We start from the raw sequence: 25,628 nt of genomic DNA on the forward strand, positions 1-25,628 counted from the left end.
TCTCAGGCTTTTATTGCAAAGTGTGTTGTTCGATGAACTCTGCCGGTACAACACCCTCTCGGCTGACCAGCCGATTGAGTTCCGAGCGCGGCAATCGAACGGCCAGCAAGCTGACACCTTCTTCGTCGTGTTCTTCTTTCTGTACCGCGCCCAACTCGAAAAACTGTGCACGCAGTCGAGCAAAACGCTGCGGCAAGCGCAAGGTGCCGACGAACAAATCGCTGCCGAGCAATTCGGCAATGGCTTGTTCCAGCAACTCCAAGCCACTGCCATCTCGCGCCGATAACCAGACCCGCTGGGGCTTGCCGTTCTCGTCGCGCTGGATCTGTGGCTCAACGCCTTCAAGCAAATCGAGTTTGTTATAGACCTCGAGGATCGGCAAGTCCTGGGCCCCAATCTCGCCCAGCACCACCATGACCTGTTCAATCTGCAACATGCGATCCGGTTCGGCCGCATCGATCACGTGCAACAGCAGGTCGGAATTGCTCGACTCTTCGAGCGTAGACCGAAATGCCTCGACGAGCTTGTGGGGCAGGTGACGAATGAAACCCACAGTATCGGCCAGCACAATCGGCCCCAGGTCGTCGATGTCCAGACGCCGCAGGGTCGGGTCGAGGGTAGCGAACAGTTGGTCGGCCGCGTACACATCCGACTTGGTCACGTTATTGAACAACGTGGACTTGCCGGCGTTGGTGTACCCCACCAGGGACACGGTCGGGATATCCGCACGGGAACGGCCACGTCGCGACTGTTCACGCTGGCTGCGCACTTTTTCCAGGCGGCCCTTGATCTGGCGCAGGCGAACCCGCAGCAGACGCCGGTCGGTTTCCAGCTGGGTTTCACCCGGGCCACGCATGCCGATACCGCCACCCTGACGCTCAAGGTGAGTCCAGCCGCGAACCAGGCGCGTGCTCATGTGGTCAAGCTGGGCCAGTTCAACCTGGAGCTTACCTTCATGGGTGCGGGCGCGTTGGGCGAAAATATCGAGAATCAGACCGGTACGGTCGATCACGCGACACTCGAAAACACGTTCGAGGTTACGTTCCTGACTGGGCGTGAGGGTGTGATTGAAGATCACCAGATCGGCTTCTTCGGCATGAACCAGGTCGCGCAGTTCCTCGACCTTGCCGCTGCCAATCAGGTATTTGGCGGTTGGCCGATGACGCGGCACGTTAAAAAACGCAACGGTCTCGGCGCCGGCCGAATTTGCCAACTCCTGAAACTCCTGCGGATCTTCGCGCGCCTCAGGGTCCTGTCCATCCAAGTGAACGAGGATTACTCGCTCACCACCACCGTGGCGCTCAAAGAACAAAGGAGACTCCTATCAGGCGTTACCTGGCTCAGCGTCACCCTGTTCATCACCTGCTGCGCTAGGCAGACGGATTGGACGAACTGGAACGACTGTCGAGATAGCGTGCTTGTAAACCATCTGGCTGACGGTGTTTTTCAGCAGGATAACGAATTGGTCGAACGACTCGATCGTACCTTGCAGCTTGATGCCGTTGACCAGATAGATGGAAACCCCAACTTTCTCTTTACGTAAAGTATTCAAGTAAGGGTCTTGTAGCGAATGCCCTTTTGACATGTGCCGCACTCCTTTAAGGATCAATAATAAAAAATCGGAAAATAGATAGCTTATGGCCGTCACACCCCCAAGGATAGACGGCAATTGCAAGGACTCAGCTCAATATGGAGACCGTTCCCAAGTATTTCAAGGCGCGTGACAGATTGTCGCTGTCCAGGCTGTCCAACCAGTGCAAATCGCTCCAGCTGCGCAGCCAGGTGAACTGGCGCTTCGCCAATTGGCGCGTGGCAATGATGCCGCGCTCCTGCATTTCGGCGGACGTCAGCTTGCCATCCAGATGATCCCAGACTTGGCGGTAGCCTACAGCACGTATCGAAGGCAGCCCTGCATGCAGGTCGCCTCTTGAACGCAATGCTACGACCTCGTCCACAAACCCCTGTTCCAACATTATTGTGAATCTTTGTGCAATTCGTTCATGCAACACCTGGCGGTTTGCCGGAGCGATGGCCAGATTCGCCACAGTATAGGGCAATTGTGACTGTCCAGATGCGCCTGCATCAGTACTTTGCGCAGTTTGTTTCAGGCGATGTTCAGTCATGGTCTGGCCACTGACGCGCCAGACTTCCAGGGCGCGTGTGAGCCGCTGGGGGTCATTGGGGTGAATACGTTCCGCAGACACCGGGTCTACCGCCGCCAACTGGTCGTGAAGGGCCTGCCAGCCAAGGCGCGCAGCCTCATCTTCAAGTTCGGCGCGCACCTGGGCATCGGCAGGCGGCATATCGGCCAAGCCTTCCTGCAACGCCTTGTAATAGAGCATGGTGCCGCCCACCAGCAGCGGGATATTGCCGCGCGCGGTGATCTCGGCCATGGCCGCCAGGGCGTCGGTGCGAAAGTCCGCCGCCGAATAGCTCTGCGCGGGGTCGATGATGTCGATCAACTTGTGCGGATATTGGGCCAACAGCGCCTTCGACGGCTTGGCCGTACCGATATCCATGTCCCGGTAAACCAGGGCAGAGTCGACGCTGATCAACTCACAGGGCAGCACCTTGGTCAGCTCGATGGCCAGGTCGGTCTTGCCGGCGGCCGTGGGGCCCATCAGGAAAATGGCGGGGGGCAAGGCACTCATCAGCGGCCGCGCAAGAACAGTTTGTCCAGATCATCCAGGCCCATCTGGGTCCAGGTCGGTCGGCCATGGTTGCATTGGCCGCTGCGCTCGGTGTTTTCCATGTCGCGCAGCAGGCCGTTCATTTCCGGCAGGGCCAGGCGGCGGTTGGCGCGGATGGCGCCGTGGCAGGCCATGGTGCCGAGCAATTCGTTGATATGCGCCTGGATACGGTCACTGGTGCCGTACTCCATCAGGTCTGCCAGTACGTCGGCCACCAGGCGGTTGGCCTCGGCCTGCTTGAGCAGCGCGGGAATCTGGCGGATCGCCAGGGTTTCCGGGCCCAGGCGTTGCAGTTCGAAGCCCAGCTTCTGGAACACACCGTGATGTTCTTCTGCGCAGTCGGCTTCACGCTGGCTCACCGCCAGGGATTCGGGCACCAGCAGCGGCTGGCCGCTCAGGCCTTCGCTGGCCATGGCGATCTTCAGGCGCTCGTACATGATCCGTTCATGGGCAGCGTGCATGTCCACCAGCACCAGGCCATGGGCGTTTTCGGCGAGGATATAAATGCCTTTGAGCTGCGCCAGGGCATAGCCCAGCGGCGGAATATCACCGCCGCCTTCGGGCAACGCCACAGCAGCACCCGGCTCGGCACCCGGCAACGGCGCGAAAAACTCACGGTACGCCGCCTGGGCTTCGGCCACCGGCGCCGTCGATTGCGGGCGCGGTGTGTATTGGTACTGATAACCCGCACCGGCACCCGAATTCGGCGCCGTGTAGGCTGGCTGCGCCTGCGGCGATTGCAGCAGGTTGGCCGCCAGGCTCATTTCACCTTGCGGCCCGAACTCACCGGCCTCGGGACCGCTCGGGCGCACCACCGCGGTGACGATCGGCGCCGACAATTGATCATCCGGGCGCACATCACCCAGGGCACGGTGCAGCGTGCCATACAGGAAGTCATGCACCATGCGCCCGTCACGGAAGCGCACCTCATGCTTGGTCGGGTGCACATTGACGTCGACCACCGAAGGGTCAACCTCAAAGAACAGTACAAAGGTGGGGTGTCGCCCGTTGAACAGCACATCGCGATAAGCCTGGCGTACCGCATGGGCCACCAGTTTGTCGCGGACCGCCCGGCCGTTCACAAAAAAATACTGTAAGTCGGCCTGGCTGCGGGAGAACGTCGGCAACCCGACCCAGCCCCACAACCTCAAGCCATTGCGCTCGATCTCAATCGGCAGCGCCTGTTCCAGGAACCCGCTGCCACACACCGCTGCCACCCGCCGAGCACGCGCGGCGTCGTCGTTGGCTTCGTGCAGGCTGAGGATGGTCTTGCCATTGTGGCGCAGGTGAAAGGCCACGTCGAAACGGGCCAGGGCCAGGCGCTTGATGACTTCTTGCAGGTGATCGAATTCGGTTTTCTCGGCCTTTAGGAATTTGCGCCGCGCCGGGGTATTGAAAAACAGGTCGCGCACTTCCACTGAGGTACCCACCGGGTGCGCCGCCGGCTGGACCCGAGGCGCCATGTCGCGGCCTTCGGTTTCCACCTGCCAGGCCTGCTCGGCGCTGCGGGTGCGGGAGGTCAGGGTCAGGCGGGCCACGGAGCTGATGGAGGCCAGGGCCTCACCACGAAAGCCCAGGCTCATGACCCGCTCCAGGTCTTCCAGGTCGCGGATCTTGCTGGTGGCGTGACGGGCCAGGGCCAGGGGCAGGTCATCCGAAGAGATGCCACTGCCATCGTCACGTACCCGCAGCAGCTTGACGCCGCCCTGCTCCACATCGACATCAATGCGCTTGGCGCCGGAGTCGATGCTGTTTTCCAGCAACTCCTTGATTACCGACGCCGGGCGCTCAACCACCTCACCCGCAGCGATCTGGTTGGCAAGGCGCGGGCTGAGCAATTCAATGCGCGAGCCGCTGTTCAAGGTGGATTCGCTCATCACTGCGCCGCCAATGAGGTGCCGGGGATGGTCAACACCTGGCCGATCTTCAACTCGTCGGTTTTCAGGTTATTGGCGCTGCGCAAGGCTGCAGGCGTTACCTGGAAACGGACCGCCAGCATGGCAACGGTATCACCGGGTTGCACACGATGGTCACGCGGGCCCTGGGCGATTTTGCCGGAGTCACGCAGCCAGGCGATGTAGGTGCCCGGCGGCGGGTTCTGCTGGAAGAACTGGCGCACGCCGGCGCTGATCGAGCGCGCCAGCGCTTGCTGGTGGCTGGCGCTGGCCAGTTTCGACGCTTCGTTGGCGTTGGAGATAAACCCGGTTTCCACCAGGATCGACGGGATGTCCGGCGACTTCAACACCATGAACCCGGCTTGTTCCACACGCTGTTTATGCAGCGACGTCACGCGGCCGATATTGCTCAGGACTTTCTGGCCCACGTTGAGGCTGGAGGTCAGCGAGGCGGTCATCGACAGGTCGAGCAGTACGCCTGCGAGCATCTTGTCCTTGTCATCAAGGGACACGTTGCCGGCCCCGCCGATCAAGTCGGAACGGTTTTCACTGTCGGCCAGCCAGCGCGCAGTCTCGGAGGTGGCGCCGCGATCCGACAGGGCAAATACCGAGGCGCCAAAGGCAGCGGTTGAAGGCGCGGCGTCGGCGTGAATGGACACGAACAGGTCAGCGCCCTTCTTACGGGCAATTTCGGTACGGCCACGCAACGGAATGAAGTAGTCACCGGTACGGGTCAGCTCGGCGCGGTAGCCTTTCATGCCGTTGACCTGGCGCTGCAGTTCACGGGCGATGGCGAGCACCACGTCTTTCTCATGCTGGCCGCGTGAGCCGGAAGCCCCCGGGTCTTCGCCACCGTGGCCGGCATCGATCACCACGATAATGTCGCGCTTGCCTGCCGGTGCAGGCGGCGGCGGTGGCAGCTTGACCTGGGGTTGCGAAGGGTTGACCGGCACCGCAGGCACCGTCGCCACGCTCGGCGTTGGCGCAGGCGGCGGTGCGGCGTCGGCGGGGTTGTCGAACAGGTCGACCACCAGGCGGTTGCCGTACTGGGCGTTGGGGGCCAGGGAGAAGCTTTTGGGGGTCACGGCCTTTTTCAGGTCGATGACCACACGCAGGTCGGTCGGCGTACGCTGGGCCGAGCGCATGGCGGTGATGGGCGTGTTGGCGGTAGAGACTTTCAGCGGCGCGGCCAAGCTGGCACCGTTGATGTCGATCACCAGGCGATCAGGCGCCGTCAAGGTAAAGACGCTGTGCTGGACCGGGCCAGACAGGTCGAACACCAGTCGCGTGTTATCCGGCGCTCGCCACAGGCGAACACTTTTCACCTGTGAAGCAGCCAGAGCATTGACAGTCATTGCCGCAAGCAACACCCCCACGACAGCAACCAACGCGCGAAAGCGCATACCTAACCCCACCAATTATTTGAATTCCAATGCCAGAGCAGCACACCACGACTCAGCGCGTGGGCTCTGGGGCAACAACTTCAGCTGACGTCCGTGCTCATGCGGCGTAATGGTAATGGTCAGGTCCGGCTTTGGCAAAAAGCCTGTGCCTTTATTTGGCCACTCGATCAGGCACAGCGCATCATCGTCGAAGTAATCACGGATGCCCATGAACTCCAACTCTTCAGGATCGACCAGGCGATAGAGGTCGAAGTGGAAAGCACGCACGTCGCCGATTTCGTAGGGCTCGACCAACGTGAAGGTCGGGCTTTTTACCGCGCCGGTATGGCCCAGGCCGCGAATAATCCCCCGGGACAGTGTGGTTTTGCCTGCACCCAGATCACCCTCGAGAAAGATCAACCCGGCCCCTTGCGTGACCTGCGAAATACGCTGGCCCAACGCGACCATGGCCTCTTCATCTGCCAGGAAAAGAATTACTTCAGGCACGGCGACTGCTCCTCCAGCAATTGACGAATGGCGGGGATCAGGTCGCTGGCAGCCAAGCCGCGACCAAAACTACCCTGGCGGTCTCCGGCGGTCGCGTGCAACCACACGGCCAGGCAGCTCGCTTCGTACGCGGGCATACCCTGAGCCAATAATGCCCCGACCAGGCCGGCCAAGACATCACCGAGCCCCGCCGCCGCCATTGCCGGGTGGCCTTGATCACAACGGGCAAGCCGTCCATCCGGGCTGGCAATCAAACTGCCAGCACCCTTGAGGATAGCCACTGCATTGAATTTCTGACTCAACGCGCGCGCCACCTTACGGCGATCTGCCTGAACCTCGGCTGTCGATAGCCCCAACAAACGCGCAGCTTCGCCCGGATGAGGGGTAATCACACAGTTGGCCGGCAGCTCGACGCTGCCAGTGGCCAGTTGATTGAGCGCGTCGGCATCCCACACCTGCGGCACGCTGGCATTGGCCGCGACCGACAACAGGCTCTTGCCCCAGGCGTCATCGCCCAGGCCTGGGCCAATGACGATCACCGAGATTTTTTCCAGCAGCCCCATCAACTGGTTAGCCGAGCTCACGCCGACGGCCATGACCTCCGGCAGCCGAGCCAGAGCGGCCGGCACGTGTTCCGGCCGCGTCGCCAGCGAGACCATGCCGGCGCCGCTGCGCAAGGCACTTTCGCTGCTCAGCAACGCCGCGCCGCCAACGCCACGGTCACCACCGATGACCAGCAGGTGGCCGAACTGGCCCTTATGGGCGTCCGGGGAACGCGCAGCAAGTTGCGGCAAATGGCCGGGCAACAACAGCTGCACGTCGGTAATTGGGTGTTTTGTCTGAGGCATGCGTCTTCAAGCTCCGATGTCTGGCAGAATTATACGCATCTAACCTGTGGTTTCCCGTGTCTCATGCCTGCTATTACCTCCGATCTGCCCGCTCTCGCCCAATCGATCAAAGACTGGGGTCGCGAGCTGGGCTTTCAACAAGTGGGCATCAGCGGCCTCGACCTGGCTGAGCATGAACAGCACCTTCAACGCTGGCTCGACGCGGGTTACCACGGCGAGATGGAGTACATGGGCGCCCACGGCAGCAAACGCTCCCACCCGGACGAGCTGGTGCCCGGTACCTTGCGCGTGGTGTCACTGCGCATGGACTACCTGCCCGGCGACACCCAGATGGCGCAACTGCTCGGCCAGCCGGAAAAAGCCTACATCTCGCGCTACGCCCTGGGCCGCGATTACCACAAGCTGATCCGCAAGCGCGTGCAGCAACTGGCCGACCGCATCCAGGCGCAGATCGGGCCGTTCGGCTTTCGCGCCTTCGTCGACAGCGCGCCCGTCCTGGAAAAAGCCATTGCCGAGCAAGCGGGCCTGGGCTGGATCGGTAAAAACACCCTGGTTCTCAACCGCAAGGCCGGCAGTTATTTCTTCCTGAGCGAACTGTTTGTCGATCTACCGTTGCCGGTAGACCCACCCCACGCCACAGAACACTGCGGCCGCTGCACGGCGTGCCTGGACATCTGCCCCACCAACGCCTTCGTTGGCCCTTACGTGCTGGACGCGCGACGCTGCATTTCGTACCTGACCATCGAACTCAAGAGTGCCATCCCCGAAGATCTGCGCCCACTGATTGGTAACCGGGTATTTGGCTGCGATGACTGTCAGATCGTTTGCCCGTGGAATCGTTTCGCTCGACCTACCGCCGAAAGCGATTTCAAGCCACGGCACAATCTGGATAACGCAGAACTGGCCGAATTGTTTATGTGGGACGAGGATAAATTCCTCAGCAGCACCGAGGGCTCTCCCCTGCGCCGCGCCGGTTACGAGCGCTGGTTACGCAACCTGGCGGTGGGCCTGGGTAATGCGCCCTCCAGCATTCCAGTGCTGGAAGCCTTGAAGGCGCGGCGGGACTACCCGTCGGAGTTGGTACGCGAACACGTGGAATGGGCGCTGGAGCAACACGCTGCGCGCTAGTGCACATCGTCGTTGTAGACGAACTTGGGCATTTCCCAGTGAAACCGGATCGCCAGCAGGCGTAACAGGAAGCCACTGAACAGCGTCAGCAGAATCGCTTGCTCGCTGGGCAGCTCCAGGTACAGGCACAGCAAGTAGAACCAGGCAGCCAGGAACGACACGCTGGCATACAGCTCGCGGCGGAAGATCAGCGGGATGTCGTTACAGAAGATATCCCGCAGGATGCCGCCGAATACCCCGGTGATGACTCCGCTGACCGACGCCACCAACATGCCGTGGCCCATTTCCAGGGCGGTCATGCAGCCGATCAGGGTGAAGGCCACCAACCCCACCGCATCCAGCGCCAGGAACAGCGAGCGCAGGTGGCGCATCAGCGGTGCGATAAAGATCGTCACCAGCGCCGCAACAGAGGTCAGCACCAGGTATTCCGGGTGTTTGACCCAGGTCAGCGGGTAGTGGCCGAGCAACACATCGCGCACCGAACCGCCGCCCAGGGCTGTCACGCAAGCGATCAGCACCACGCCAAACCAGTCCATGCCACGCCGACCCGCGGACAGGGCGCCAGTCATGGCTTCGGCGGTGATGGCGACGAGGTAGAGCATCAGCAACATGATGGCGATCCTGACAGAGAGGCCGGCAGTCTAATCATTTGCCGAGGGCACCAAAAGGGGGCGCTTGGCGATAAACCGCGTCGCCTGTATCGCAGGCAAGCCAGCTCCCACACTTTGAATTTACGAATGCAGTCAAATGTGGGAGCTGGCTTGCCTGCGATAGCGCACTCACTGGCGCCGCAGAATCAAGCCTTGATGAAATGCTTGCGGTAATGCTGCAACTCGGCAATCGACTCGCGAATATCATCCAGCGCCAGGTGCGTGCTGCCTTTATGGAAGCTGTCTTTGACTTCCGGCGCCCAACGCGCAGCCAGTTCCTTCAAGGTCGACACGTCCAGGTTGCGGTAGTGGAAGTAACTTTCCAGCCCCTTCATGTGCGTATAAAGGAAGCGACGGTCCTGGCAAATGCTGTTGCCGCAGATCGGCGATTTGCCCTTGGGCACCCATTTTTCCAGGAAGGCGATGGTTTCGGCCTCGGCTTCGGCCATGCTGATGCGGCTGTCGCGCACGCGCTGGGTCAGCCCGGAGTTACCGTGGGTGCGGGTGTTCCACTCGTCCATGGTGGCGAGTACGGCGTCGCTGTGGTGGATGGCGATCACCGGGCCTTCGGCCAAGGTGTTGAGGTTGCTGTCGGTGACAATGGTCGCCATCTCGATGATGACGTCGGTGTCGGGGTTCAGACCGGTCATTTCCAGATCGATCCAAATCAGGTTCTGTGGGTTTTGCATGGCTTGATTCTCTTGGCACCTTGGCGTAGCCGGGCAGTTTAGCAGGCGGGGGCGTGCTAGACTCGCGACCGTTTTACCCAACTTTTGCATTATCGACACGGAACACCAATGGCCAAACGCCAGCTCAACCGTCGCCAAAACTGGCGCATCGAAAAGATTCAAGGTGAACGCGCCGCCCGCGCAGCCAAACGTGAATCCTCCGCCGTGGAAGCGCTCGAGGGCGGCGACCTGGGGCCCGAACAAACCGGCTTGGTGATCGCGCACTTTGGTGTGCAAGTCGAAGTCGAGGCGCTCGAAGGCGAACTCGCGGGCCAGGTGTTCCGTTGCCACTTGCGCGCCAACCTGCCCGCGCTGGTCACCGGCGACAAGGTGGTGTGGCGTGCCGGCAACCAGGGCATCGGCGTCATCGTCGCCCAGTTGCCGCGCAGTACCGAGCTGCGCCGCCCCGACAGCCGTGGGCAGCTCAAGCCGGTGGCGGCCAACGTCGACATGATCGTGATCGTGTTCGCGCCACTGCCCGAGCCCCATGCCAACCTGATCGACCGTTACCTGGTCGCGGCTGAGCATGCTGGCATCCGCCCGTTGCTGCTGCTGAACAAATTCGACCTGATCGACGAGCAGAACGCCCCGGCGCTCAACGCATTGCTGGCGGTCTACCGCACCCTGGGCTACCCGGTGCTGGAAGTGTCGGCTCACCACGGCAACGGCATGGAACAGCTGCAACAGCAGTTGGACGGGCGGATCAGCGTGTTCGTCGGCCAGTCTGGCGTGGGCAAGTCGTCGCTGGTCAACAGCCTGTTGCCGGAAGTCGAAACCCGCGTGGGCCCGCTGTCGGAGCTGTCCGGCCAGGGCACCCACACCACCACCACCGCACGGCTGTTCCACTTCCCGGGCGGCGGCGAGTTGATCGACTCGCCGGGTATCCGTGAATTTGGCTTGGGCCACGTCAGCCGTAGCGATGTGGAAGCCGGCTTTATTGAGTTCAACGACCTGATCGGCACCTGCCGCTTCCGCGACTGCAAACACGACCGCGAGCCGGGCTGTGCGCTGCTCAAGGCACTGGAAGATGGGCGCGTGCAGCAGCAGCGGATGAACAGCTATCGGTCGATTATTGCGAGCTTGCCCGAGAGCAGCTACTAAGCAGCCCCCACCTCTGTAGGAGCGAGCTTGCTCGCGAAGACCTCAAGCGCAACGCGGGCATCCTGGATACACGCGTTATCGTTGACGTTTTTCGCGAGCAAGCTCGCTCCTACAATGCAGCATCGGTATCGGTGGCCGTTACCGCAGGAATGGATATGTACATCGGCAAATCGCCATCGCAGGCAAGCCAGCTCCCACATTTGGATTGAGGGCGTCAGGTAGATAGGCGCCGGCTGTCAGGCCGTCACGGGAGCAAGCTCCCTCGCCACAGGCCCAGCGTCGCCCCAAAATTGTGTAGATATCTATGACAGCGCAGATACAACAAGGCCGCGATTATCGCGGCCTCGTTGTATCTGGAGCTTACGGCTTCGGCGCAGGCGTCGTAGGATCCTTGACGCCCCCATCATCAAACAGGTTCAGCTTCTGGCGCAGCTCATGGGCTGGCAGCGGTTCCTGCTCCGGCGGTAGCGCGTTGGGGTCGGCCGGCACTTCGCCTGGCGCACCGTCGCCCTGGGTCGGTGCCGGTGGCGGGGGTTGATCGCCTTCAATCGCACGCTGGGCTTTTTTGGTCAGCACCACGATGTCGATACGGCGGTTGACCGGGTTGAACGGGTCTTTGGGATCAAACAGTTGCGAGGAGGCAAAACCCACTACCCGCGCCACTTGCGGGTCCGGGTAGCTGCCGGCCACCAGCGCACGCCGGGCAGCATTGGCGCGGTTGGCCGAGAGTTCCCAGTTGCCGAAATCACCCTGGCCCGCGTAGGGCTTGGCGTCGGTATGCCCGCTGATGCTGATCTTGTTCGGCACCGCCTTGATGGTGTCAGCCATGGCCAGCAGGATGTCTTCAAAGTACGGCTTCAACCGCGCACTGCCAGAGTCGAACATCGGCCGGTTGGCCGCATCGGTAATCTGGATGCGCAGCCCCTCGGGGGTGATCTCGAAGGAAATCTGGTCCTTGAACTTCAGCAACTGTGGGTTTTCTTCAACCTTGTTCTGCAATTCCTGCAGCAACAGTTCCAGTCGCTCCTGTTCGACCTGCTCGGCCATGGATTCGACAGTGTCGCGCTCGATCGGGATTTTTTCCTGAGGCGATTCAGTTTGCACTTCCGGGTTGATGGTGCGCTCGGGCGCCAGTTCCGGCGAGCCGCCCAGGTCAATGACAAACGGCGTACCGCTTTCCGAAAAGCCAATCGGGTCCTTGAAGTAGCCGGCGATGGCGATTTTCTGTTCTGGCGTAGCGGTGGACATCAGCCACAACACCAGGAAGAACGCCATCATCGCCGTGGCAAAGTCGGCGAAGGCGATTTTCCAGGCACCGCCATGGTGCCCCGCAGCGAAGCGCTTGACGCGCTTGATGATGATCGGCTGGTTGTTTTCCATGGCTTAGCGACCGCGAACCGCTTGTTCCAGCTCGGAGAAACTTGGGCGGTGTTTCGGGTACAACACTTTGCGCCCGAACTCCACGGCCAACGACGGCGGCATGCCCGACGCCGATGCCACCAGGCACGCCTTGATCGCTTCGTAGAGGTTGATCTCTTCCTTGGCATCGTGGGCCAGGGAGGTGGCGAGCGGGCCGAAGAAACCATAGGCGGCGAGAATACCGAAGAAGGTGCCGACCAGCGCCGCACCTACGTGCATGCCGATGGCCGCCTGATCGCCCTCGCCCAGGGACGCCATGGTCACCACGATCCCCAGTACCGCCGCGACAATACCAAAACCGGGCATACCGTCGGCAATGCCGGTCACGGCGTGGGAAGGATGCTCCAGCTCTTCCTTGAGGCTGAACAACTCCATGTCGAACAGGCCTTCCAGCTCGTGAGGCGCCATGTTGCCGGAGGACATGATGCGCAGGTAATCACAGATATACGCGGTCATGCGCTCGTCTTTGAGCACGGCCGGGTACTTGGCAAAAATCGGGCTGGCCGCAGCGTCTTCGATATCGCCTTCGATCGCCATCATGCCTTCACGGCGGCTTTTGTTGAGGATCTCGTAGATCAGCCCCAGCACTTCAAGATAAAACGTGTGGGAGAAGCGCGAACTGAACATGCCCAGGGACTTCTTGACCACGTGCATGGTCATATAGCCTGGGTTGGCCTGCAAAAATGCGCCGAACGCGGCACCGCCGATAATCAGCACTTCGAAAGGCTGGATCAGTGCGGCGATTTTACCGTGGGAGAGGACGTACCCTCCGAGCACACTTGCGATGACGACAATGATGCCGATAATTTTAGCCATAGGAGAGGGGTACTTGCGCCGTCGGGTTCATGGACATATGGGGTGCAGCAGAAAACTCTTGTTCTACTTATCGGCAAAACTGCGCCAGACTATAGCCCGTTAAGGCGAAAAGCCAATTCGGCCCGTTCCGGGCGTGTTGAACGCAAGTGATGATCGCGCCCCAATCATGGCAATTGAAACGACAGTCCCAACAAACCGCCCCACTACCCTCGCCGCTTGGATCAAGTGCCTGGACGACGTGCTGCTGCCCGTGCCGCAGGCCAGCCATGAACGCGTGTGCAAAGCCATTCGCGATAGCCGCAGTTCATTGCGAGATATTGCTGAGTTGATGCAAAACAGTCCGGCCCTGGTGCTGAGTGTGATGCGCGAAGCCAACAGCCACGCCCACGGCAGCCTGACCGAACCTGCAGAAAACCTTGAAGTCGCACTTAACCGTCTTGGCCTCAAACGTGCCGAAGAGTTGTTGGCGCGCCTGCCTTCGGTACCCGCCCGGGAAATCCCCGTGGCCTTGCGTCAGCTGTTGCTGATCAGCCAGCACGCATCCCAGCAAGCCAACGGTTTGTTCGGCAGTCGCCTGGCGCGGCTGTGGCAGGACATCCACTGGGGCAGCCTGCTGTTTCTGTCGCCGCTGTGGCCGATGGCCGTCGCCTACCCCAAGCTCCTGGAGGAGTGGGAGTTGCGGGTGATCCATAAAGGCCAATCGGCGCGCCAGGTCGAGCAACAGCTGTTCGGCGTGCGTTTGCTTGACCTGTGCCTGGGCTTGACCGAAGCCTGGCACCTGCCGATCTGGGTTTCACAGGGCTACAAGTTGCTGTTGGCCGAGCAACGCCTGCTGGTCAAGGCGCTGCACATTGCCCGTCAAGACGATGCCCTGCGCCACCAGCAATTGCTCGATGCCGAGCCCAACCTGCGACGCTGGCTGAACCAGCCGGCCAACACCGTGTTGCTGGCCAACGGCCTGGCGATGTCGGCCCAGGAATCCTGGACCTGCCCGCACACTGAGCGCTGGCAATACCTGACGGCGCTGTACCTGCAAACGCCGTTGAGCGATGTGCAACAGCAAGCCCACCAACAAGCGGTGACCAGTGCTCGTACCACCTTGATGCCCGACCTCTGGCACCCGGCGCTGTCGCTGATCTGGCCGTGGCACGTACAGAAAGTCCATCGCGGCTTGCTGCCGGCACCACCGCCCACTGCCGAAGCCTTGGCCGTGTGGCGCACGCGTTGCACCGAGTTGCTGGTGGAGCCGAGCCGCTTTGCCAACGCCATGCACCTGACCACTTGCGCCAAGGAAGCCCTGGTCGCCAGTGGCATGCAGCGGGTACTGATATTCATGGCAGATCGCGCCTTGAGCACCTTGCGTGTACACCAGGCCGACGGCCTGCCCAAGGACGCGGCTCACCTGAGCCTGGATGTGGTCAATAGCACACTGCTGCAACGCCTGCTGGAAAAGTCCGCCCAGGTACGCCTGAACCCCGACAACCATGCGCAGTTTTCCGCATTGCTGCCACCAATCCTGCGTCGTCTATTTATTGGCGAGCACTTGCTGTTGCGCTCACTGAGCTGCAACGGTCGCGTGGTCATGCTGATCGTGGCGGACCAGGGCGGCGGGCCGTTCTCGGAAACCACCGTGCAGGCGTTCGGCAAAACCGCCCAATGCATCGAGAAAGCCCTGCACAGCTTTACCAACCGCAGCGCCTGATGCTTGCGCTACAATCACCGGCCTTTATCGCCAACATTTGTGCCCAGGAGACCTCACATGCCTGACTTCTCTGGCTTGCCGCTGGTGATCGAATCCGCCGACCTGTTGGGTCGCCTCGATTCTAAGCACTTGATACTGGTAGACCTCACCAGTGTCGCCCGCTACGCCGAAGGGCATATCCCCGGCGCGCACTTCGTTGACCCCAAGCGCACCCAACTGGGACAGCCACCGGCACCCGGCCTGCTACCAAGCAAGGCCGACCTGGAAAAACTGTTCGGCGAACTGGGCCACACCCCGGACGCCACCTATGTGGTCTATGACGACGAAGGCGGCGGTTGGGCCGGGCGTTTTATCTGGATGCTCGACGTGATCGGCCACCAGAAATATCACTACCTCGACGGTGGCCTGCTGGCTTGGCTGGAGGAAGGGCACCCGCTTTCCACCGATGCGCCCCCAGCAGCCGGCGGCCCGGTCAGCCTTACGCTGCACGACGGCCCCACAGCCACCCGCGAATACCTGCAAAGCCGCCTCGGCGCGGCCGACCTGGGGATCTGGGACGCTCGTGGCCCGCTGGAGTATTCCGGCGAGAAAGTGCTCGCAGCCAAGGGCGGCCACATTCCCGGCGCGGTGAACTTCGAATGGACCGCCGGCATGGACAAGGCGCGCAGCCTGCGTATCCGCCGTGACATGCCGCAAATCCTCGAAGACCTCGGGCTGACCAAAGACAAAGAAATCATCACCCACTGCCAGACTCACCACCGCTCTGGCTTCACCTACCTGGTGGCCAAGGCGCTCGGTTATCCGCGAGTCAAAGGTTATGCCGGTTCCTGGGGCGAATGGGGCAACCACCCCGACACCCCCGTTGAGATTTAAGGTTTAAGGACAGTTATGAAAAAGCAGTTGTTTATCCTCAGCCAGTACTTGCTGCCGCATCACTTGCTGTCGCGCCTGGCCGGCTGTATCGCCGAGTGCCGCGTGCGCTGGTTCAAGAACGCCTTCACTGCCTGGTTCGCCAAGCGCTACCAGGTGGACATGTCCCAGGCCCTGGTGGAAGACCTGACCGCCTACGAGCACTTCAACGCCTTCTTCACCCGCGCGCTGAAAGACGGCGCCCGTCCGTTAGATCCAACCCCAGGCGCAGTGCTGAGCCCTGCCGATGGCGCGGTCAGCCAGCTAGGCCCGATCGAACATGGTCGTATCTTCCAGGCCAAGGGCCACAGCTTCAGCGTGCTGGAACTGCTCGGTGGCGATGCGGCAATGGCTGCGCCGTTCATGGGCGGGGACTTCGCGACTATTTACCTGTCGCCCAAGGACTACCACCGGGTGCACATGCCACTGGCCGGTACCCTGCGCGAGATGGTGTATGTGCCAGGGCGGATTTTCTCGGTCAACCAGACCACCGCCGAAAACGTGCCGGAACTGTTCGCCCGTAACGAACGCGTTGTTTGCTTGTTCGACACCGAACGCGGCCCGATGGCCGTGGTGTTGGTAGGTGCGATGATCGTTGCGTCGATTGAAACCGTGTGGGCCGGTTTGGTGACGCCGCCGAAACGCGAGCTGAAAACCTTCCGCTACGACGAAGCGGCCCGCGCGCCGATTCATCTGGAGAAAGGTGCGGAGCTGGGTCGCTTCAAACTGGGATCGACCGCCATCGTGTTGTTCGGGCCGGACCAGGTGAAGTGGGCTGAAGAACTGGCAGCGGGTACGCCGGTGCAGATGGGCCAGGGTATCGCCGCAGCTAAAGCCTGATATTGCAGTTGATCGTTCCCACGCTCCGCGTGGGAATGCAGCCCGAGGCGCTCTGCGCCCAAAGCGTGACGCAGAGCGTCACTGGAGGCGCTCCCACGCGGAGCGTGGGAACGATCAGTGACAGTGAGATCGGCTTATAGCTGACCGTCTCGGTCACGCAGGCCCAGCAGATACAACACGCCATCCAACCCCAAGGTCGAAATCGCCTGCTTGGCTGACTGCTTGACCAACGGTTTGGCGCGAAAGGCCACCCCCAACCCGGCAATCGCCAGCATCGGCAAGTCATTGGCGCCGTCGCCGACCGCAATGGTCTGCTCCAGGCGCAAGCCTTCCTTATGGGCCAATTCCTTGAGCAGGTCGGCCTTGCGCTGGGCGTCGACAATCGGCTCCACCGCGACGCCAGTCACTTTGCCATCCACCACTTCCAGCTCGTTGGCGAATACATAGTCAATGCCCAGCTTGGCTTGCAACTGCTTGGCGAAGTAAGTGAAACCGCCGGACAGGATGGCGGTCTTGTAGCCCAGGCGCTTGAGTTCGGCGAACAGGGTTTCGGCGCCTTCAGTCAGGCGCAGCGACGCGCCGATCGAATCCAGCACGCCAACGTCCAAGCCTTTGAGCAGCGCCAGACGCTCCTTGAAGCTGGCACGAAAATCCAGCTCGCCGGCCATCGCGCGCTCGGTAATCTCCGAGACTTGCTCGCCCACACCGGCCGCCTTGGCCAGCTCGTCGATGACTTCGGCTTCGATCAAGGTGGAGTCCATGTCGAACACCGCCAAGCGGCGATTGCGACGGAACAGGGAGTCTTCCTGGAAGGCGATATCGACATTCAGTTCCTGGGCCACGCTCAGGAAATCGGCGCGTAGCGCTTGCGCGTCAGCCGGTTCACCGCGCACAGAGAACTCGATGCAGCCCTTGCCTTTGTCAGCCGGAGTGTCCAAGGGCATGCGACCCGACAGACGGTCGATATGGTCGATATTCAATCCGTATTGCGCAGTGATTGAACTAACGCGCTGCAACTGCTCAGCCGTTACCTTGCGGGTCAACAGGGTGACGATATGGCGCTTTTTACCCTGGCCTTCGACCCAGTGCTGGTAGTCAGCTTCGGACACCGGGGTGAAACGTACCTGTTGATCGAGCTTATACGCCGTAAACAGGATGTCCTTGAGTACCGAGGAGGCCTGTTCGGTGCTGGGGATCTCCACCAAGATGCCGAACGACAAGGTGTCGTGGATCACCGCCTGGCCGATGTCGAGAATGTTCACACCACCCTGGGCCAGGACGCCGGTAATGGCTGCGGTGAGACCCGGCCGGTCTTCACCCGTGATGTTGATCAGGACAATTTCGCGCAAAGCGCACCCCCAGGCTGGAAAAAAACCGCATTCTACCCACTTTCAGTGACCATCGGGCACAGCCAGCGCTTTGCCGGCCATGGGCCTGTCGCTATACTGCGCGTCAACTTCACGGACCAAGAGCCGAGCGCAAGTGAACCGGCCCACGCCAGTAAAAACCGATAACTTCTTCCTGCTGATCTTCCGGGCACTGCGCCATCGCCGTGTACCGATTGCATTGCGCATCGCCAGCCATAACGTGATCCTGGTCGCTCTGGCCCTGGTGATCTACGCCTGCGTGATGGGTTTGCAGTTCAAGCAGGCCATGCACGAGCAAGCTGACGCCCTGGGCGCGAGCCTGACAACCCAGACTGCCACTTCGGCGACTGAGTTGTTGGTGTCCAACGACATCCTCAGCCTCAACGTGTTGCTCAACAACCTGACCAAGAACCCGCTCGTGGCCCACGCCGCTATCTATAGCGTGGACAACCGGATCATGGCCGAGGCCGGGCAACGCCCGAAAAACGGTCTGCTCGGTGAGGCCGAAGGCCTGTATCAGAGTAATATTACGTTCCAGGACGTGAAGGCCGGCCAACTGCGTATCAGCCTTGATATGCAACAGTTCCAGCAGCCGATGACCATCAGCCTGCAAAGCATGGGCATTCTGAGCGCGATCCTACTGGCCTTGGCCCTGGCCTTGAGCCTGCGCCTGGGCCGGCATATCTCCACGCCGTTGATGCAACTGCGCATCTGGCTGCGGGATATCGACGAACACACCCCGGCCACCGATCGCCAGGACGAAATCGGCGACCTCGCGCGTCAGCTCCACGCCAGCTTTGCCCCGGAGCCAAAAGCGCCTGAAGTCGAGCCCGAGCCTGAGTACGACGACACCGAGGACTACAATGACGAGCCTGAGTTTGAAGTGCGCGACCTGCGCGACCCAGGCTTCGACGAAAGCGCCCCGGTGGCCGGCCTCAAGCCTGCGCCGCGCCATGTGATCAAGGCCGAGGAAGACGAGCTGGACGACGAAGACCCGTTCGCCGACCTGCGCGACACCTCGGCAGCCGCCCCAGTCGCTGCGCCCAAACCCGTTGCGGTCAAGAACGCCGAGCCACAGCACAGTGCCGTACTCGCCGTGCAACTGGGCGCCCAGGAGCAACTGCGCCGCCTGCCCCGTGCCCGCCTGACCGAACTGCTCGAACGCTACCGCGACTGCCTCGACCAGGCCGCTTCGCTCTACCAGAGCGAACTGCACACCCTGAACGATGGCAGCACGCTGATGCTGTTCCACAGCGAAGACAGCGGCGAGGACTACCTGACCAATGCCATCTGCTGCGGCGAGCTGTTGCGCGCCCTTGGCCATGCCCTGCAGATCGAAGTGGCCGACAGCGGCATTACCCTGCAACTGCAGCTGGGTCTAACCGTGGGTGACGACCTGTTTGGCATTAGCCAGATCGACCTGCTTCTGACCGAAATCGCCCAGGATGCCCTGGCCTTGTCCCAGCACAGCCGTAACCTGCTGTTGGTGGAGCGCAAGATCAGTGAAGACACGTTGATCCGCCAACGCGCACGTATCCGCCCGATTGCCAGCCCTGAAGGGGCCAGTTGTGTGGAGCGGTTGATGGAACCGTATCCGTCGATGCTGGAGCGGCAATTGGCGCGGATGCATGAGACCCGCAACAAGGGTCGACTCCAAGACTAATGCATTGATGATCACAAGCCCGCAGAGAACGAACACCTGCGGGCTTTCTAGTACTATTTGATTTTCTTGCTATCCGCGACATTAATGGTTCGGCGTGGAATCCAGCCTGACCTGACCTGGTCCAAAAGCTGATACCCACTCATTTTAAAGTTGGACCCGACGGGTAGCGGCCTTTCTATCTGGACAGACCATTGTCCAAAACCATCGACAACCGCGTACCCAAGTGGAATTCCGGGCCTGTTCTCCTGATTCAACTCAACCACGGCCCCCACAACGCCAGTGCCTTTTACAAGAGGCTGGCGGCCAACGGTCTGGTTTTCGGCAGGGGTTTCGATAACCGGAGCATCGGGAACCTGCACTACCTGGAAGGTCCTATTCGCCAACCAGCGGGCGATTTTACCGTCAAGCTGCTGATAGCCCGTCATGACAAAGGAGTTTGTGACCGGCAGAGGCTGATCAACCTGCACCGACCAGCGTCCATAGCCATCGACAGTGGTGGTCGCCAAGGCGTTATACGGGTCACCCGATTTGAGCAACACGACGGTCGCGCCCGCAATACCACTACCTGACACAACTGGCCGACGTCCTGTTTTCACACCTTGTGCAGGGGTTTCGATAATCGCCAGATCGGGAGCATCGACAACCTGGATAGTTCTATTGGCCAACCAACCGGATCTTTTCCCCTCAATCGACTGATATCCAGTCATGGTAAAGGCTGGTGGGCTTATCGGCAGCGGATTATCAACCTGCGTGGCCCATCGCCCATAACCATCGACGGTAGTAGTGGCTAAAATATTTTCAGGTTTGTACGACTGCATCAACACAACAGTAGCACCTGCTACACCCGTACCTGTCACAAAAGGCCGGCGGCCCGTTCTGACGCTTTGGGCCGGCGTTTGGATAATCGCCGGGTCAGGTACATCAACAACCTTGAGTGTCCTGTTCGCCAGCCAACCCGAACGTTTTCCATCAAGGGTTTGATAGCCGGTCATGGTAAAGGCGGGTGGACTTATCGGTAGAGGGCGCTCTATGCGCACTGACCAGCGGCCATATCCATCGACCCTAGTAGTGGCCAGCGGATTGTAAGGATCGTTGGATTTAAGCAACACCACAGTAGCACCAGGAACACCGGTACCTGACACTTGCGGCAGGCGGCCAACTTCGATATTTTGGGCGGGGGTCTCGATTATTGCCGCAGGCACGCTCAGTTCAGCCACCTTGAAGCTGCGATTGCCAGATAACACCGAGGTTCTTCCCCCAAAAGTTTGTCGGGCAGTATAAGAATAACTGCCAACATCATGCACTGACAGCGAGTACACCGACCAGTTGCCGTTGCCATCAGCAATGGCTGTGCCCACGACTTCCTCGGGCTTGGAAGCATTTACTATTTCAATACGTGCGCCAGGCCAGGCAGTGCCGGCAAATACTGGCTGTTTACCGGTGCTGGCCCCCTCGAGAGGGACCGCAATGACGGGAGCGGGGACCGTGGTTGTACAGTAAGGAAAACCCGCCCCATCAAGCGCGACCGCGACTATCGCCTCGTCCGGCCCGGCGCTGCACACAAGCACTTTAACCTTGCCGGAAGAGTCCTCAAATGTCTGCCCCGTAAGTAAGGTAGGATCGTTGGTTCTTGGCGTCTCTGGCGTGGCATCAATCTGCACATTCTGCACGCCTTGCTCCCTCGCATAACGCATCCACACGCCATTGACCCGGTTGTCATTCTCCGGAAAGTTATCAAAGACCGTAGGTTTCCTGTATTCGAGCGACAACAACGGGTAGTAGGCCCCACCGGGCGAATGGGTTTCAGGGATCTTGATCAGGTACAGCTGCGGGCCTTCGCGTCCCAACACCTTCAAACTGTAAAGGCCGGTGCGCGTGATAGTCGTCGCCTGGCCATCATCCAGCCAGCCGGCATAGCGGCGGCTGACCGCAGGATAAAGCGTGCCACCACCTGACACTGAGTCACCAGTGTCTCCATACTCAACGTAAGTGCAATCAACAGGCGCACTCACAGACGCGCCATTGCGGGGGCAGCCTATGAGGCTTCCCCCATGACGAAAGCCTAAATTATGACCAAGCTCGTGCTTGTAAACATGCGGTGAGCCTGCCTTGCCAAACACTCCAACATGCCTACCGGGGGTAAAGGCCAAGGCGCCACCGCCACAATTAACGATGTTAATTTCATAGTCGAAATCATCGGGATTAAGGCCATTCTTTTCGGCAGTCTTGCGACCCTCCGCGATAGACGTGGACATAGAGCATCCCTCAGGCTTCGGTCCAGACGTCGCCTCCACTACCCGCCCCTCCAACTTCAGCTTTCCACCGGACGCAGCCAGAATATAAGAGCGTAATGAATTAGGATCAGTAGACAGCGTATGCAACTCCACCTGATCCCTGTCCAACACTCGCTCTCCCTGCCAATGGGTTACCGTGACCAGCATCCTCTTGGTGCCCGTCACAGGGCGGATTATCTGACTCAAGCTTGACAGTTCACCTTCGGCGGGCGGAAGTTCATCATTTTCAAGGCCGCCAAATTCACGATTAACTTCATGGCTACAGCCCATGAGAGCAACACTTAATGCACTACAAAAAAACCAAGCGAGGAAGATCGATATTTTTTTCATGAGTTCAGTACCTTAAGAGATAGGACTGAAATCACACTAGAGACCTTATGCGCAGCTGGATACTGTCAGAATTAACAGGTACGCAGAATTAGGCGCTGGCGTTTTACAGCAGGCATGAAAAAGCCCGCGGGCTTGGCGGGCTTTTTCAAAAATAAATTTCAGATCAGAACCTGAACACTTCCAGATCCGTACGAATCGGCGTGGCCATCGGCATCTTCGGCTTTTCCGGGGCCGCAGGCTTGGCCTGGGCAGGGGCCTGTTTACGCGGCTGCGCTTCGGCAATCGGCGGCTGGTTGGCCAGTGGTTTGAGCGCCACCGACAACTGCTGTGCCAAGTGCTGCAACAGCACACCCTGAGCCTGGACCTGGGACGCAGTGGTGCCGGCGTGTTCTTCCTGCAGGTGCACAATGCGGTTGTCCCGCACCTGCCCGCGACGGTCGATCAGGCGCCACTGTGCATCCAGGATCGCCGGTTGCGACTTCCCGGAATCCAGCCGCGTAATGGTCAGCAACACCTGTACATCCGGGGTGAACCCGGAGGGTCCCGGCGCCAGGACTACTCGCTGGCTGTCTAACTGGCCGGCGACCTGACGCAACATCAACTGGTTGATATCCGACGACAGGCTACCGGCCCAACGACCATCTGTGGAACCTTGCAGGCTGCCGTCGTTCTGACGTTGAAGCAGGGTTTCGCGTTGCAGGTAATCGGCAACGACTACCGGCCCCAGCAATACTGCCATGCCAGCGGTTTGGGCTGGCTGAGCCGGACTTCCGCTGTCCAGCTGGTACAGCGACACCGGTTGATGTGTGCTGCAACCCGCCAACCCCAAAAGGCCAGCGAGCATCAAAAATAGAGGAAGGCGTGGAGCAGTCATCATCCCATCCAAGTGGCTGCCACAAGGCGAACCACAATGTAATACTAAAAATAACCTGAACACGCTCGGCCACGCCGGCGCTGGAAAGGCCATATCATCCGTGAATATGCGCCATGACTCCAGCGCGAAAGCATCGATCTACGCGTTAAATCGTAGATCGAGGCCTCTAGTACCGCTTAAACCGGCGTTTCGACCAGCAAGGCATCCACTCGCTGGAAGCCTCGTGGCAGTTTGTTACCTCGCCGGCCACGCTCACCCTTGTAGTGTTCAAGGTCGTCAGGGCGCAATGACAACGTGCGCTTGCCGGCCTGGAGCACCAGGGTAGAGCCTTCCGGGACCACGGCGATGTCAGTCACATACTCCTCGCGACTGGCCACCCGGTCACCGGGAATCCCGATGATCTTGTTGCCTTTACCCTTGCCCAACTGCGGCAAGTCGCTGATCTTGAACACCAGCAAGCGCCCTTCGGTGGTCACCGACGCCAGCCAGTTGCTTTCACGATCCTCCACCGGCCTCGGCAGAATCACCTTGGCGTTGTTCGGTAGGCTCAACAGCGCCTTGCCCGCCTTGTTCTTGGCCTGCAGGTCTTCACCCTTGACCACGAAACCGTAACCGGCGTCGGAGGCGATGACATACAGCGAATCATCGTCCGGCAACAGCACGCACTCGAAATTCGCCCCCGGCGGCGGCGTGAGGCGCCCGGTCAACGGCTCGCCCTGCCCCCGTGCAGACGGCAGGGTGTGGGCCGGCACCGAATAACTGCGCCCGGTCGAGTCGATAAACACCGCGAACTGATTGGAACGCCCGGCGGCAGCGGTCTTGAAGCCATCACCGGCTTTGTACGAAAGGCCGGTTGCGTCAATATCATGCCCTTTGGCGGAGCGAACCCAACCCTTTTCCGACAGAACGACGGTAATTTTCTCGTTGGGCAACAGCTCGGTTTCGGTCAGGGCCTTGGCTTCAGCGCGCTCGACGATAGGCGAGCGACGGTCATCGCCATAGGTTTCCGCATCTTTGAGCAGCTCACTGCGCACCAGCTTCTTGAGCTTGGCTTCGCTGCCCAGCAGGGCTTGCAGCTTGGCTTGTTCCTTGAGCAGGGCATCCTGCTCATCGCGCAGTTTCATTTCTTCCAGGCGTGCCAACTGGCGCAAGCGGGTGTCGAGGATGTAGTCCGCCTGGATTTCGCTCAGCTCGAAACGCGCGATCAGCTCGGCCTTCGGATGCTCGGCGGTACGGATGATATGGATCACTTCATCCAGGTTGAGGTAGGCGATCAGCAAACCGTCCAACAGATGCAAGCGGCGCTCGACCTTGTCGAGGCGGAATTGCAGGCGGCGGCGCACGGTTTGTACGCGGAACTCCAGCCATTCCACCAGCAGATTGCGCAGGTTCTTCAACTGCGGCTTGCCGTCCAGGCCGATGATATTGACGTTGACCCGATAGCTGGACTCCAGGTCGGTGCTGGCAAACAAATGCTGCATCAACACTTCATGATCCACCCGGCTGTTGGTCGGGATGATCACGATACGGCACGGGTTCTCATGGTCGGACTCGTCACGCAGGTCGGCCACTTGCGGCAATTTCGACGGCTTGGCCTGCATCAACGCGGCGATCTGCTCCAGCACCTTGGCACCCGATACCTGGTGCGGAAGCGCGGTCACAATAATGTCGCCGTCCTCAATGTGGTACACGGCACGCATACGCACCGAGCCCTTGCCCGTTTCGTACATCTTCAGCAGGTCGGCGCGCGGCGTGATGATCTCTGCTTCGGTCGGGTAATCCGGGCCCTGGATATGCTCGCAGAGCTGCTCGACCGTAGCCTTGGGCTCATCGAGCAAGCGCACGCAGGCGGTGGCGACTTCGCGCAGGTTGTGCGGCGGCACGTCGGTGGCCATGCCGACCGCGATACCGGTGGTGCCATTGAGCAGGATATTCGGCAAACGCGCCGGCAACACCAGGGGTTCGTCAAGGGTGCCGTCAAAGTTCGGCCCCCAGTCGGCAGTGCCCTGGCCCAGCTCGCTGAGCAGCACTTCGGAATAACGCGACAACCGCGCCTCGGTGTAACGCATGGCGGCGAAGGATTTGGGGTCATCCGGTGCCCCCCAGTTACCCTGGCCGTCCACCAGGGTATAGCGGTAGCTGAACGGCTGGGCCATCAGCACCATCGCTTCATAGCACGCCGAATCGCCGTGGGGGTGGAACTTACCGAGCACGTCACCGACGGTACGCGCCGACTTCTTGTGCTTGGAATCGGCGTCCAGGCCCAACTCACTCATGGCGTAGATGATGCGCCGTTGCACGGGCTTCAGGCCGTCGCCGATATGCGGCAAGGCACGGTCCATGATCACGTACATGGAGTAGTTGAGGTAGGCATTTTCGGTGAATTCAGCCAGCGACCGGCGTTCTACGCCATCTAAGCTGTCTGCGAGGATGTCACTCATGCGGGCCTCATCATGGGGTAAGGCGCAGCGGAACTGCCGCTGCG

Annotated in this window: 21 protein-coding genes; 6 read left to right on the forward strand and 15 right to left on the reverse strand. The window is 60.5% G+C overall.

Annotated features, from left to right (window positions below; translation table 11 throughout):
• Positions 1-10: 10 nt before the first annotated feature.
• The 7 genes from hflX to APH41_RS10665 form a co-directional block, all read right to left on the reverse strand.
• Complete coding sequence (gene hflX, locus APH41_RS10635; protein WP_003188061.1) at positions 11-1,312, reverse strand: ribosome rescue GTPase HflX; 1,302 nt, start codon at positions 1,310-1,312, stop codon at positions 11-13.
• A 12-nt stretch (positions 1,313-1,324) separates the two neighbouring features.
• Entirely contained in the window at positions 1,325-1,585 is a 261-nt protein-coding gene (gene hfq, locus APH41_RS10640) for an RNA chaperone Hfq (RefSeq protein ID WP_003188059.1), read from the reverse strand.
• 94 nt (positions 1,586-1,679) lie between these two features.
• Positions 1,680-2,651, reverse strand: a complete 972-nt coding sequence (miaA, locus tag APH41_RS10645; RefSeq protein WP_034125648.1) for a tRNA (adenosine(37)-N6)-dimethylallyltransferase MiaA — start codon at positions 2,649-2,651, stop codon at positions 1,680-1,682.
• Positions 2,651-4,567 (reverse strand): DNA mismatch repair endonuclease MutL, encoded by a 1,917-nt coding sequence (gene mutL / locus APH41_RS10650; RefSeq protein ID WP_054918857.1) that lies wholly within the window; start codon positions 4,565-4,567, stop codon positions 2,651-2,653. The genes miaA and mutL overlap by 1 nt, the downstream gene beginning before the upstream one ends.
• Entirely contained in the window at positions 4,567-5,988 is a 1,422-nt protein-coding gene (locus tag APH41_RS10655; RefSeq protein ID WP_003188054.1) for an N-acetylmuramoyl-L-alanine amidase, read from the reverse strand. The genes mutL and APH41_RS10655 overlap by 1 nt, the downstream gene beginning before the upstream one ends.
• Positions 5,989-6,003: 15 nt before the next feature.
• Positions 6,004-6,474 carry a tRNA (adenosine(37)-N6)-threonylcarbamoyltransferase complex ATPase subunit type 1 TsaE gene (gene tsaE / locus APH41_RS10660; RefSeq protein ID WP_014716665.1) on the reverse strand — a complete coding sequence of 157 codons (471 nt, stop codon included), beginning with the start codon at positions 6,472-6,474 and terminating at the stop codon, positions 6,004-6,006.
• Positions 6,462-7,322, reverse strand: coding sequence for an NAD(P)H-hydrate dehydratase (locus APH41_RS10665; protein ID WP_054918859.1), 861 nt, complete (start codon positions 7,320-7,322; stop codon positions 6,462-6,464). The genes tsaE and APH41_RS10665 overlap by 13 nt, the downstream gene beginning before the upstream one ends.
• Before the next feature lie 63 nt (positions 7,323-7,385).
• On the opposite strand from APH41_RS10665, the gene queG reads away from it, so the two are divergent.
• Positions 7,386-8,450 (forward strand): tRNA epoxyqueuosine(34) reductase QueG, encoded by a 1,065-nt coding sequence (gene queG / locus APH41_RS10670; RefSeq protein WP_038448633.1) that lies wholly within the window; start codon positions 7,386-7,388, stop codon positions 8,448-8,450.
• Here queG and APH41_RS10675 read toward each other — a convergent pair.
• Entirely contained in the window at positions 8,447-9,064 is a 618-nt protein-coding gene (locus APH41_RS10675; RefSeq protein ID WP_169913170.1) for a trimeric intracellular cation channel family protein, read from the reverse strand. The two genes, queG and APH41_RS10675, sit on opposite strands and share 4 nt — an antisense overlap.
• Before the next feature lie 182 nt (positions 9,065-9,246).
• The gene (orn, locus tag APH41_RS10680) at positions 9,247-9,789 is read right to left on the reverse strand and encodes an oligoribonuclease (RefSeq protein WP_003171343.1); all 543 of its coding nucleotides are present in this window, start codon (positions 9,787-9,789) and stop codon (positions 9,247-9,249) included.
• 108 nt (positions 9,790-9,897) lie between these two features.
• Between orn and rsgA the strand changes: the two genes are divergently transcribed.
• On the forward strand, positions 9,898-10,929 hold the full coding sequence (gene rsgA / locus APH41_RS10685) for a small ribosomal subunit biogenesis GTPase RsgA (RefSeq protein WP_003188044.1): 1,032 nt from the start codon (positions 9,898-9,900) through the stop codon (positions 10,927-10,929).
• A gap of 360 nt (positions 10,930-11,289) precedes the next feature.
• Here rsgA and motB read toward each other — a convergent pair whose 3' ends face one another.
• The gene (gene motB, locus APH41_RS10690) at positions 11,290-12,309 is read right to left on the reverse strand and encodes a flagellar motor protein MotB (RefSeq protein WP_054896262.1); all 1,020 of its coding nucleotides are present in this window, start codon (positions 12,307-12,309) and stop codon (positions 11,290-11,292) included.
• A 3-nt stretch (positions 12,310-12,312) separates the two neighbouring features.
• A complete protein-coding gene (gene motA / locus APH41_RS10695) occupies positions 12,313-13,164 on the reverse strand; it encodes a flagellar motor stator protein MotA (RefSeq protein WP_003188041.1) in 852 nt (283 codons plus the stop codon).
• A 166-nt stretch (positions 13,165-13,330) separates the two neighbouring features.
• On the opposite strand from motA, the gene APH41_RS10700 reads away from it, so the two are divergent.
• From APH41_RS10700 to asd, 3 genes are read left to right on the forward strand one after another with little or no spacing between them, the layout of a single operon-like run.
• On the forward strand, positions 13,331-14,866 hold the full coding sequence (locus tag APH41_RS10700) for an HDOD domain-containing protein (RefSeq protein WP_054918861.1): 1,536 nt from the start codon (positions 13,331-13,333) through the stop codon (positions 14,864-14,866).
• A 57-nt stretch (positions 14,867-14,923) separates the two neighbouring features.
• Positions 14,924-15,739: a rhodanese-like domain-containing protein gene (locus tag APH41_RS10705; protein WP_054918863.1), complete on the forward strand. Its 816-nt coding sequence runs from the start codon at positions 14,924-14,926 to the stop codon at positions 15,737-15,739.
• A 15-nt stretch (positions 15,740-15,754) separates the two neighbouring features.
• Complete coding sequence (asd, locus tag APH41_RS10710) at positions 15,755-16,615, forward strand: archaetidylserine decarboxylase (RefSeq protein WP_054896259.1); 861 nt, start codon at positions 15,755-15,757, stop codon at positions 16,613-16,615.
• A 134-nt stretch (positions 16,616-16,749) separates the two neighbouring features.
• Here asd and serB read toward each other — a convergent pair whose 3' ends face one another.
• On the reverse strand, positions 16,750-17,964 hold the full coding sequence (serB, locus tag APH41_RS10715) for a phosphoserine phosphatase SerB (protein WP_003188034.1): 1,215 nt from the start codon (positions 17,962-17,964) through the stop codon (positions 16,750-16,752).
• Positions 17,965-18,097: 133 nt separating this feature from the next.
• On the opposite strand from serB, the gene APH41_RS10720 reads away from it, so the two are divergent.
• The gene (locus tag APH41_RS10720; RefSeq protein ID WP_034125640.1) at positions 18,098-19,645 is read left to right on the forward strand and encodes a HAMP domain-containing protein; all 1,548 of its coding nucleotides are present in this window, start codon (positions 18,098-18,100) and stop codon (positions 19,643-19,645) included.
• Positions 19,646-19,698: 53 nt separating this feature from the next.
• On the opposite strand, the gene APH41_RS10725 is transcribed toward APH41_RS10720, so the two are convergent.
• From APH41_RS10725 to parC, 3 genes are all read right to left on the reverse strand, one after another.
• Positions 19,699-22,269, reverse strand: a complete 2,571-nt coding sequence (locus tag APH41_RS10725) for a hypothetical protein (protein ID WP_054918864.1) — start codon at positions 22,267-22,269, stop codon at positions 19,699-19,701.
• 163 nt (positions 22,270-22,432) lie between these two features.
• A complete protein-coding gene (locus APH41_RS10730; RefSeq protein ID WP_032873461.1) occupies positions 22,433-23,146 on the reverse strand; it encodes a membrane integrity-associated transporter subunit PqiC in 714 nt (237 codons plus the stop codon).
• A 173-nt stretch (positions 23,147-23,319) separates the two neighbouring features.
• Entirely contained in the window at positions 23,320-25,584 is a 2,265-nt protein-coding gene (parC, locus tag APH41_RS10735; protein ID WP_034125639.1) for a DNA topoisomerase IV subunit A, read from the reverse strand.
• Positions 25,585-25,628 lie beyond the last annotated feature (44 nt).

Source organism: Pseudomonas sp. NBRC 111138, from assembly GCF_001320835.1.
GTDB lineage: Bacteria > Pseudomonadota > Gammaproteobacteria > Pseudomonadales > Pseudomonadaceae > Aquipseudomonas > Aquipseudomonas paracarnis.

Excerpts from the sequence above, each read along its gene's own strand:
- hfq (WP_003188059.1), bottom strand. The coding sequence starts at position 1,585 with ATGTCAAAAGGGCATTCGCTACAAGACCCTTACTTGAATACTTTACGT.
- miaA (WP_034125648.1), bottom strand. The coding sequence starts at position 2,651 with ATGAGTGCCTTGCCCCCCGCCATTTTCCTGATGGGCCCCACGGCCGCC.
- mutL (WP_054918857.1), bottom strand. The coding sequence starts at position 4,567 with ATGAGCGAATCCACCTTGAACAGCGGCTCGCGCATTGAATTGCTCAGC.
- APH41_RS10655 (WP_003188054.1), bottom strand. The coding sequence starts at position 5,988 with ATGCGCTTTCGCGCGTTGGTTGCTGTCGTGGGGGTGTTGCTTGCGGCA.
- APH41_RS10665 (WP_054918859.1), bottom strand. The coding sequence starts at position 7,322 with ATGCCTCAGACAAAACACCCAATTACCGACGTGCAGCTGTTGTTGCCC.
- queG (WP_038448633.1), top strand. The coding sequence starts at position 7,386 with ATGCCTGCTATTACCTCCGATCTGCCCGCTCTCGCCCAATCGATCAAA.
- orn (WP_003171343.1), bottom strand. The coding sequence starts at position 9,789 with ATGCAAAACCCACAGAACCTGATTTGGATCGATCTGGAAATGACCGGT.
- rsgA (WP_003188044.1), top strand. The coding sequence starts at position 9,898 with ATGGCCAAACGCCAGCTCAACCGTCGCCAAAACTGGCGCATCGAAAAG.
- motB (WP_054896262.1), bottom strand. The coding sequence starts at position 12,309 with ATGGAAAACAACCAGCCGATCATCATCAAGCGCGTCAAGCGCTTCGCT.
- motA (WP_003188041.1), bottom strand. The coding sequence starts at position 13,164 with ATGGCTAAAATTATCGGCATCATTGTCGTCATCGCAAGTGTGCTCGGA.
- APH41_RS10700 (WP_054918861.1), top strand. The coding sequence starts at position 13,331 with ATGGCAATTGAAACGACAGTCCCAACAAACCGCCCCACTACCCTCGCC.
- APH41_RS10705 (WP_054918863.1), top strand. The coding sequence starts at position 14,924 with ATGCCTGACTTCTCTGGCTTGCCGCTGGTGATCGAATCCGCCGACCTG.
- asd (WP_054896259.1), top strand. The coding sequence starts at position 15,755 with ATGAAAAAGCAGTTGTTTATCCTCAGCCAGTACTTGCTGCCGCATCAC.
- APH41_RS10725 (WP_054918864.1), bottom strand. The coding sequence starts at position 22,269 with ATGAAAAAAATATCGATCTTCCTCGCTTGGTTTTTTTGTAGTGCATTA.
- APH41_RS10730 (WP_032873461.1), bottom strand. The coding sequence starts at position 23,146 with ATGATGACTGCTCCACGCCTTCCTCTATTTTTGATGCTCGCTGGCCTT.
- parC (WP_034125639.1), bottom strand. The coding sequence starts at position 25,584 with ATGAGTGACATCCTCGCAGACAGCTTAGATGGCGTAGAACGCCGGTCG.